7 protein-coding genes and 1 pseudogene are annotated in these 8,330 nt (G+C 57.0%); 2 read left to right on the top strand and 6 right to left on the bottom strand.

Going from position 1 to position 8,330, the window contains the following annotated elements; all coding sequences use genetic code 11:
• Complete coding sequence (locus GT355_RS16880) at window positions 1-1,455, bottom strand: TrbL/VirB6 family protein (protein WP_160135705.1); 1,455 nt, start codon at window positions 1,453-1,455, stop codon at window positions 1-3.
• The gene (locus tag GT355_RS16885) at window positions 1,455-1,889 is read right to left on the bottom strand and encodes a hypothetical protein (RefSeq protein WP_160135706.1); all 435 of its coding nucleotides are present in this window, start codon (window positions 1,887-1,889) and stop codon (window positions 1,455-1,457) included. The genes GT355_RS16880 and GT355_RS16885 overlap by 1 nt, the downstream gene beginning before the upstream one ends.
• Window positions 1,890-1,987: 98 nt before the next feature.
• Here GT355_RS16885 and GT355_RS16890 point away from each other — a divergent pair, with 98 nt between their 5' ends.
• The gene (locus tag GT355_RS16890; protein ID WP_160135707.1) at window positions 1,988-2,275 is read left to right on the top strand and encodes a hypothetical protein; all 288 of its coding nucleotides are present in this window, start codon (window positions 1,988-1,990) and stop codon (window positions 2,273-2,275) included.
• Between the two features lie 239 nt (window positions 2,276-2,514).
• The gene (locus GT355_RS16895; protein ID WP_240145871.1) at window positions 2,515-3,177 is read left to right on the top strand and encodes a hypothetical protein; all 663 of its coding nucleotides are present in this window, start codon (window positions 2,515-2,517) and stop codon (window positions 3,175-3,177) included.
• Between the two features lie 424 nt (window positions 3,178-3,601).
• Here the strand turns inward: GT355_RS16895 and GT355_RS16900 are convergent, their stop codons facing one another.
• The 4 genes and pseudogenes from GT355_RS16900 to GT355_RS16910 form a co-directional block, all read right to left on the bottom strand.
• Window positions 3,602-4,048: a VOC family protein gene (locus GT355_RS16900; protein WP_160135708.1), complete on the bottom strand. Its 447-nt coding sequence runs from the start codon at window positions 4,046-4,048 to the stop codon at window positions 3,602-3,604.
• A 214-nt stretch (window positions 4,049-4,262) separates the two neighbouring features.
• Window positions 4,263-4,358 (bottom strand): annotated as a pseudogene (locus tag GT355_RS18700) (IS5/IS1182 family transposase); the annotation flags it as partial.
• Between the two features lie 36 nt (window positions 4,359-4,394).
• Window positions 4,395-5,966 (bottom strand): hypothetical protein, encoded by a 1,572-nt coding sequence (locus GT355_RS16905; protein ID WP_240145872.1) that lies wholly within the window; start codon window positions 5,964-5,966, stop codon window positions 4,395-4,397.
• Window positions 5,967-6,202: 236 nt separating this feature from the next.
• Complete coding sequence (locus tag GT355_RS16910) at window positions 6,203-8,203, bottom strand: metal-dependent hydrolase (RefSeq protein ID WP_338036201.1); 2,001 nt, start codon at window positions 8,201-8,203, stop codon at window positions 6,203-6,205.
• Window positions 8,204-8,330: the final 127 nt, after the last annotated feature.

Consider the following 8,330-nt stretch of genomic DNA (forward strand, 5'->3'; position numbering starts at 1 on the left):
TTACAGTTCACCTCGTTTCGGCACCCCATCGCGCGGGTGCGTCCGATCCTCGAAGTCGTTGATCGTCGTTTGCCCGCGCTCGGGAGTGTTCGACCCGTTGAGCGAGCGGATGCGTTCGGCGACGTTCGTCTTCATACTCGCCATTCGCTGATAGCCACCGCGAGCAGCCTGTCCGGCCGCCTGCCTCGAATAATCCGTCGCACGCGACCCAGCAACGTAGCCAGCTGCCCCTGTTGCAACCGATTGCACTGAAGGCGCGGCTTTGAACATCCCTATCGACGTGATTAGCGGCAGCGCGGCAGCAACGACGAAGATCGCTCCCGAAGCGAGCACTCCCATGAGCCCACCGAGGCCGAAATCCCACTCCATCTCATAGGCGGCCCGGAACAAGAGCGCAACCGGGAATGCCTGTATCAGTATCCCGATATACTGCCAGATCATCTCCGAAGCGAGGCCGGACAGTCGGTCATGGGGTGCGTTGTACGCGAGCGCGATCAGCAACGGCAGGAACCACGGTAGGATAAACAGCGAACCGTACCGAAGGGCGTAGACGAACGCAAGCATCAACGCCTCAGTGAATCCCAGTCCGTAGGCAGCGAGGATACCTGCGATCGCCCCACCACTGAGATTCATGATCCCCTTTGTGCTCTCCGTGAGCTCCGCTGCACTGGGTGCAGTATTGGTTGCCAAAACGTCGATAGTTTGGTGCAGCACCGTGATGATCGGCATAGTGAAGATAACCGCGACGAGCGTCACGATGAACGTTACAAACGCTCGCGTCTGCGAGTAGGTCGGGCTACGCAGGGCTCGCCACGGCATGATACCACACTCGAGAATCATCCCGAGTAGCGCGAGCACAACCGCCAGCGGAAATATGTACGGGACGAAGTAGTTGTGGTAGAGACCATCCCAGGGCTCGTTTGTGGGGACCATTACGATCCCGTCGTCGTTGTCGTCCTCTGGAACAGGCGTGCCGATGGTCGTCTCCATCGACTGATTGAGCATCCACGTGAACCCGTCCGCCATCTTCTGCTTCGTTGAGTTCATCGCCGGGTTGATCACATCTTCCTCGATGTTGAACCCGAATAGCCCACCTCCACCTCCGTCGCCGCCACTGCTTGAGTTACCCTGAATACTTTCGTTGACGCTTCCTCTGATGCCATTCCCGTTCAGGGTTCCGCTGGGGCTGGTCTGTTTACGCTGAACCTCAGCGTCGAGCGGTGTCGAGAGGTCCGAACTGGTGTCGTTCGTGCTCGTATTGTTCGAGGTAGTGTTGCTTGACCCTCCGCCGAGTTGGCCGAGTGGGGCCTGTCCGGTCGTCGGAGTCGTGTTATTCGATCCGTTCGCCGCTTGGCCCGCGACTACTCCGCTGCCGATCCCCGTCACAGCAAGGCTTGTGACAACTAAAAATCCGACAACGATCGCGGAGAGCCGGCGGGGAGCCGTTCGGTGCACTATCCTCCCAGCGGGACGCAGCCTTGTGGGATGTCGATTGGGGCGTAGGCTAGCACCCAACTGAAAATCACCGCAACGAACACGATCCCAACGAGGCCGACGATCGAGTTTGAGGACATAGTTGAGAGCTTGCCCATGATGCTCCCGGAGAACGCGAGTGGCCGGAAGCCGAAGCTCACAACCAGACCGAGGAATACCAATGCCAGCCCCACGCCGAGCGCTGCCGTAATTAGTCCGTTCGTGAAATCGCCGATTGGCGTGGCGCAGACGTCCTCCTGGGCGGCCACCGGAACGCTTGCCCCGAAATAGAGCATCACGAACGCGAAGCCCTGAAGAACGAACGCCATACCAGCGGGGCGTCTGTTTGACTCGAACCGGGTCTTTAGCTCGTCACACCACTCGTTCAATTTACTTCTCATGTCCGTGTTGTTCACTACATTCGAGTAATAAGTATTTTTCTACCCATTGTACTCATACAGCGTATGCAATTGATGGCCGGAACAATGAAGCCACCCCAGTAGAAAGGGTCGATATGGGGACAAGTCAACCAACCGGGCTCCGAGCGGGTGTTGAGGCGACGTCAGCGACCTTTATCGGAGGGATCTGTCTGTTTGTGGGGGTATGGATGCTCATCATGACAGGGTACTTCTGGGCCGCGATGCCGCTGGTTTTGGCCGGCGCGGTCGCTTTCCCGATGACGCGCTCGATCGTGACGTTCGGACGACTACGGGTCGGTCGACGTCTTCACGATTTTCTTGCCTTCTTGCTCTGGGGGCTGCTCGTAATAGCTACGACTTTCGTGGCCGAACCGTGGGCGTGACCTCTCTCAAAAATACAGTAGTAATCCAATTCCCCTTGATCTGACAACGAAGAAGCCTGAATTCTCGCCATTTCTCGGCCGAAATAGTTGTCGAGCAGGTATGCGGACAGATAAGTCGAAAAATTACCAGTATTGAGAGGTAACAATGCGACCATGTTGAATACAGGGCGCGTATTCAGCAGTTACGTCCAGTCACCCCGAAATGATTTATCGGGTTGAACGCCAACCAGTTGTGACGGATGCACACAACCAAAGAACTGGATAGTACCTCGTTTGAGTATCGAGTCGATGGGAACGAGGTCTCCCGGGAAACGGTGATGCCACACATCACGTCGGATGACCGTGTGGGTGTCGTGATGGGAACAGGGGTTGAGGGGCTCGGTGCTGGTACCTTCGTGCTCTCATGCGTCACTGCGTTCTATGACTATCTCAATGAGACCCGCAAAGAAGATTTCTTCGAGTATCCGGACTACTATACCTTCCAGACGACCAGTGAACCGGCGGATTATCGGATGCTCGATATCTATCCCGACCACAAGAACGTCACAGTCGAACCCACTACAGAGCACCTCTTGCGAGCGATCAATGACCGGGCGATTACGATCCTCTTGGTTCCGGATGGTGAACCCACGTCACCAGACGTGGATGAGATTACACTACAGAGTGCCCAGCGACGAATAGACTACTGCTATGCCTATGCCCCGGACGGTCATCCGAGCGACGCGGAGTTCTCGATACGGCAGCCACGCCAGCCAACAGACGACTGGTTCGAAACGACCATTGAGTCGCTGGACGGCGAGACAGAGGTATGTGTCCCATCATTCGGTTCTGGCGACGACTCAATAGTCCAGCAGTTCCGGCGCGTCTCCGTTGAACAGGCACTCGAACGTCTCTCAGTCTAGGTTACTTCATTTGATATCGCGCCGACGAATGTGTCGCCCCGAGTTGAGACTCGCATTCACAAGTGGTTTTGATGTTCTGTCCAGCCAGTGCGGAGGGGGAAGGGGAGGTATGGCGAGACTGATGTGGTGTGAATAGGTAGCCCGTGTCGATAAAACGTTCCTGCGAGATACATGCTCTTTATGCAGCACGCCTCTCTTACCAAGAACTCGGCATTTCGTGCAAACGCTGCTGAATAGAGAGCGCGTATCTTGCACGCTCGCGTGCACCGAAATCGTCGGTGGCGAGAACCGCATAGTTACCGCCAGGCAACGGCTAACCGGTGATTCTTCATGGAGATTGCTTGTTGTCGGCTACGGACGCTGTGGCGTGAAGACCGTGGCTCGGGCTCAAAGAGATGAACGCCAAGAGCGTGGGGGCAACCCGTTAGGTCCTGTTGAGCTCCTCGGCCAACCCGACGATGATGCCTTCGGGGCCGCGCACATAGCAGAGGCGGTACTCGTCTTCATACTGGGCGACCTTGTCCACGAGTTCGGCTCCGTGGGAGCGGAGGCGGTTGAGGACGTCGTCGATGTCGTCGACGGTGAACATGATACGGCGGATCCCCAGGGTGTTCACCGCCGGTTCCTTGGATCCATCGCGGGTGGCCTCGGGCGTGATGAATTTTGCGAGCTCGATGCGACTATGGCCGTCGGGGGTTCGCATCATGGCGATGTCGTTCTGGACGTTCTCGAGTCCCACGACGTGGTCCACCCACTCTCCCTCGACGCGCGTCTCGCCCTCCAACTGCATGCCGAGCTCCGTGAAGAACGCCTTCGCAGTTTCGAGATCCTCGACCACGATGAGGACGTTGTCCATCCGCTTAATCGCCATTGCCAGAGTAGATCAAGTGAGGATTGCGCAAATAGATGTCGCTGGCAGGGAAGCATGGTGGGAGTTCTTCCGTTGACGGCGTTGTCTGTCGTTAACGCCCGATATCATCGATCCCACTTTGCTGCATACAGCCTCTGTATCGGTCACGATGTTTGTGACGAAAATCAGAGATTTCACACTCAGGTTCGCTCTACCGTTCATTTATATCCGCTGCTCAGAGTGTCCTACCGATGTTATGAGTAAGACAGACGACAACGAATTCTCGGAACTGCTTCCACCAATATCGTGAACGCACGGATACCTCATATTTCACTTGTTCGCCCAGCCGCGAAATTCTGACTACGAATCAATCGTCATCAAGGATATAATTCAATGCTAAGGACGCGAGCCCACCCAAGCCAACCACTCCAACTGGTACTGCAATCAGGAAAGCCACAATAACGAGCACTACAAGCGCCGCAGCGTCGAAGATGTTCTTCATGTGTCCTTTCTGCTGGCGGTCGGCGGGGGCACTTCTGGACGCATTGGAGCCTATCGCGCTCGCGTTAAAAGCCGGGAGAGAGCTCACATTCCCGCCAGAGCCTACCTTGCTTGGATCACTGAGCCCAGCCTGACACTGCTGACCGAACCCGACGCCTTCGCCGACTGTAATGCCTGACAGCGAGCTTTGCGATGCTCCCGCGACCTGAAAGCAGGTGTTCGTCACGGTGGATTGAGGCCGTCCTTCTACCTTGACGATATCGCTGCTCTGCGTCCCTTGAAACAGCGAGTTGGTAATCGTGATGTTGTGGGGTGGTGGTGAGGCCGGATCGTAGCTTGAACCCGGCTCTGAGGCCAGAAGACTCGACTGGTCGGTGTTGTTCGTCACGCGGCAGTTATCCATTTTGAGCGCTCCACCGTGGCCGCGAACGTAGATCACCGCGCCCATTTTGTTCACCGACCGGGCCTGAATCTCGGCGTTCCGAAGGACTGCACCCCCGGGTTTTGAGATATGAGACGGCTGCTCAACCTTTACGACCTGCATTCCGATCTTCTCGTTGAACCCGCCAAAACTCCCGCTTGGCCCGCTGTAGTTGTCGGCATCAACACCCAGGGTTACACCGTCAGCGAAGCTTCCTTTCCCACAGAATCGTATCTGCGATACCTCGTTGTTGAAGTAGGTCCCGCCGACGATCTGGGTGTCGCCCGAGGTTCGCGATCCATAGATGCCGTTGTCAGTTGCCGCCTGGACTTCACAATCGACGATTTGAGCCGTTCCTTTGTTGCCGTCGCCAACCCAAATAGCGGGAACTCCGCCCTGACGCTTGTCGCCTGGTAAGCCTGTGCCACGAGAAACGAACCGCTCGACTCGTGCGGTCGCTTCCTCGCTCTCGGCGATAAGCGCACACTGTGGGTTGTTCGTTCCCTCGTTGTAGCTCGATCCGGTGTTCGTGAGTACGCCGTTCACACGAATATCACGGGCCGTCACGAACCCCTGTGACCGAACGACGAATGAGATACCGCCCTTCGACTGGCTCTGGTCCAAAACCAGATTCGCCATCAATCCAGATTCGGCGTCGAAATTGAGTCGGGCTTCCTCGCCTCCCGCAAAGATCGTCGCTGCTCCCCCACCTGGTTGTGGCGCACCGCTCGCCTCGTTGTATCCTTCTCCGGCTAGCCCGATTGTGTTCCCGCTGACCTGGGCCTGCCCGTCCAAACGGTAGTTCCCGGCGGGGAGCACGACTAACGTTCCGTCGCTGATTCCTGAGAGAGCGCCGTCGATCGCCGAATTACCATTCGGGTCCCAGTCCAGATCCTCGACGGCATTCACTGTGTTCGAGAAGTTCGGAGTTGCTCCGCCCGAAACCTCTGAATCTGATCCTGAGCCGGAACTACTGTTTCCGGTCGCGTTACCCTGCTGTTGCTGGCGCTCGCGCATACGGAGTTGGTGGGTGCGTTCGCGCTCTGCGAGCGCACGATACGCATTTCTCGACGGCGAACCCGGCTGGCCGAACGTTTCAAACTCTTCGCTCTCGCCGCCCGAAATACTCGAGCTCTCTGCGAGAACAGGCGAGCTCACCTGGGGCCCGATTGCTGCGGCTCCGACCGCCGCACCGACTACGCTACTCTTGGCGAGAAATTCACGGCGATTACACCCACTCATGGTCATCGATTTCAGAAATCATTCTGGTTCCGGCGGCGTCTGAGCCCCCAGCCCACAACTCCAACCAGTATCAGTCCCCCAATGATGAGGACAGGCGGGCTCGTGAGGCCGATCGCCTCGTCTGAATCTGATTGCGCTTCCTGTGCTGTCGATCCGTTCGCTGTTCCGCCACTCGATCCGTCCGCCCTTTCCGCTGCGGTGGTGGTCGGCAATTCCTCGCCCTCCTCGACAACACTGATATGGGCGGTTCGGTTTCCGACCTTGATGACGTACTCTCCGGGCGAATCATAGGAGTATTCGAACGTTACTGTGCGGCTCTCCGTCGGGAACAATGCCACATCCTGCGTATCTGCAGTGTCTCCAGCGGTTGCCACCGAAAGCTCGCCTTCAAGACGACTGTTAGTAGGGTTCTCGACCTGCGCTTCGACAACTATCTCATCATCGAGGTGCGCCGTGCGATTCGCCGACAAATTGACGATACGGAACGGTGTGGATGTGTTGGCCGGGTTATCCTCATCCATCTCATCATCCGTATCAGTCGATGCACTGGCCGCTTCAGAGCCGTCAGCCGTAACCGATGCCGTGTCATTGACCGTGAATGCTTCATCTCCTGTCCGATTCACGTACCCCGTATCTTGGAACCCGTCGCTCGAAACGTAGTCATACCGCTGATTGCCGTTCGTATCCCGGTACGGCACCGCAGTCAGCGTCTGTTCGGATGTGACTGAGCCCTGCATTAGCTCAGCCTCCACGTTGCTGTAATTCCCTGGCTCCAAATATCGAGAGATGCCGACCGCACTCCCAGTGGGATTATCGGAATACGATTCGTTGTGAACGACGACCCATCCGCCGTCAGGAAGGCTAGCGTTCGCGATAGTTACTACCGATTCATCCGTCTCTTGGTCGTCAAGAGCGATTGACGCGCTCGGTGTGGCTGCATTTGGATCGCCGCGCGTTCCGTTTACGATCACCCGCGACGTGTCGGTAACGTACTGCTGGCTGCCGTTTTCTCCAGTTGTGTAAGGAGTATCCTCAGTGCCGCCAGAGGAAACCCCCTCAAAACGAGTGTTATTGCCCGTCTCGTGCCAGAGTATCGCCGTAAGGTCATCCGTGCCGTTCAATTCCGATTGATTGAGGGTACCACCGGGCGGGCTGCGATTGATCGGGATGGTAACGTTCCCGTGACTTCCGCTGTCGAGATAGCCAGAGACGGCGATCGCACTATCCTGCAAGATACCAGCGTCTTGGTATGCTCCGCTGTGAACAACAATGTAGCCGCCGCGAGAGAGGGTTGCATTCGTAATGGTGACAGTCGATCCGTTGGTGGTCTGATTCGGCATTGTGACCGCGTTGTGGCTGCTGTTGTCTTCTTGGGCACTTGCCACTCCTATGGGCGATAAGGTGGGGCCAACTGGAGCGGTCGCGAAAGCGACGGCCACGAGCGAAACTACCCCGATACCTAACAGTACGTTGTTCGCGAGGTCGTTGTCAGCCCGAAGCCTACTGAGCGAAAGTCGCCAGCGAGAGAGGGGGAGCAGCGGCCGAATACCGGATACAGTGATGACGTCTCCGAATAGGTGAGTGAGAACACCGAAGGCACCGACCGCGAAGCCGAATTGAGCTAGCGCGCTCCCATCAAGTCTACGTAGCTGCTCGGCCACGATCTCGAAGACGCCAGCGAAGGGGCCAACTGTCGGTGGGTCGAGACCAATGAGAACCGCACTCAGTTGATCTCCAATGACCCACCCTAGTACACCGAGACTTGCACCGACCACCAACACAGCAAAAAGCGAGTGGCTAGTTCCCCGGTGAGTGAGGCCAGGAATCCAGTGATCGGCGTCGGGGAGCGGCTCGATCTGGTGCACACCCAGCAGCCCTACCAGTGCGAGACCCAGCTGCCCCTCTCGAAGAAGAATATAGGCTACAGGAGCGTACGCGAGCATGGTTATGCCGACGTGACCGCGCCGATACATCGTTACCACCCTTCTCCCGGAGCGTGTCATAGAAAGCATCACGTGCAGGGTTGCAGGGCGTTGGAAGTGTGTCCAGCAAAGCCAACGCCCTGCAAAACGTAGCTTCAGTCGACGACTTCTTGAATGTCGCGGCGACCGAGACAGTACCGCTGTTTGAATACCTATC

The sequence above is a fragment of the Halococcus salsus genome, from assembly GCF_009900715.1.
GTDB lineage: Archaea > Halobacteriota > Halobacteria > Halobacteriales > Halococcaceae > Halococcus > Halococcus salsus.

Excerpts from the sequence above, each read along its gene's own strand:
- GT355_RS16905 (WP_240145872.1), bottom strand. The coding sequence starts at position 5,966 with ATGCGCGAGCGCCAGCAACAGCAGGGTAACGCGACCGGAAACAGTAGT.
- GT355_RS16900 (WP_160135708.1), bottom strand. The coding sequence starts at position 4,048 with ATGGCGATTAAGCGGATGGACAACGTCCTCATCGTGGTCGAGGATCTC.
- GT355_RS16890 (WP_160135707.1), top strand. The coding sequence starts at position 1,988 with ATGGGGACAAGTCAACCAACCGGGCTCCGAGCGGGTGTTGAGGCGACG.
- GT355_RS16895 (WP_240145871.1), top strand. The coding sequence starts at position 2,515 with ATGCACACAACCAAAGAACTGGATAGTACCTCGTTTGAGTATCGAGTC.
- GT355_RS16910 (WP_338036201.1), bottom strand. The coding sequence starts at position 8,203 with ATGCTTTCTATGACACGCTCCGGGAGAAGGGTGGTAACGATGTATCGG.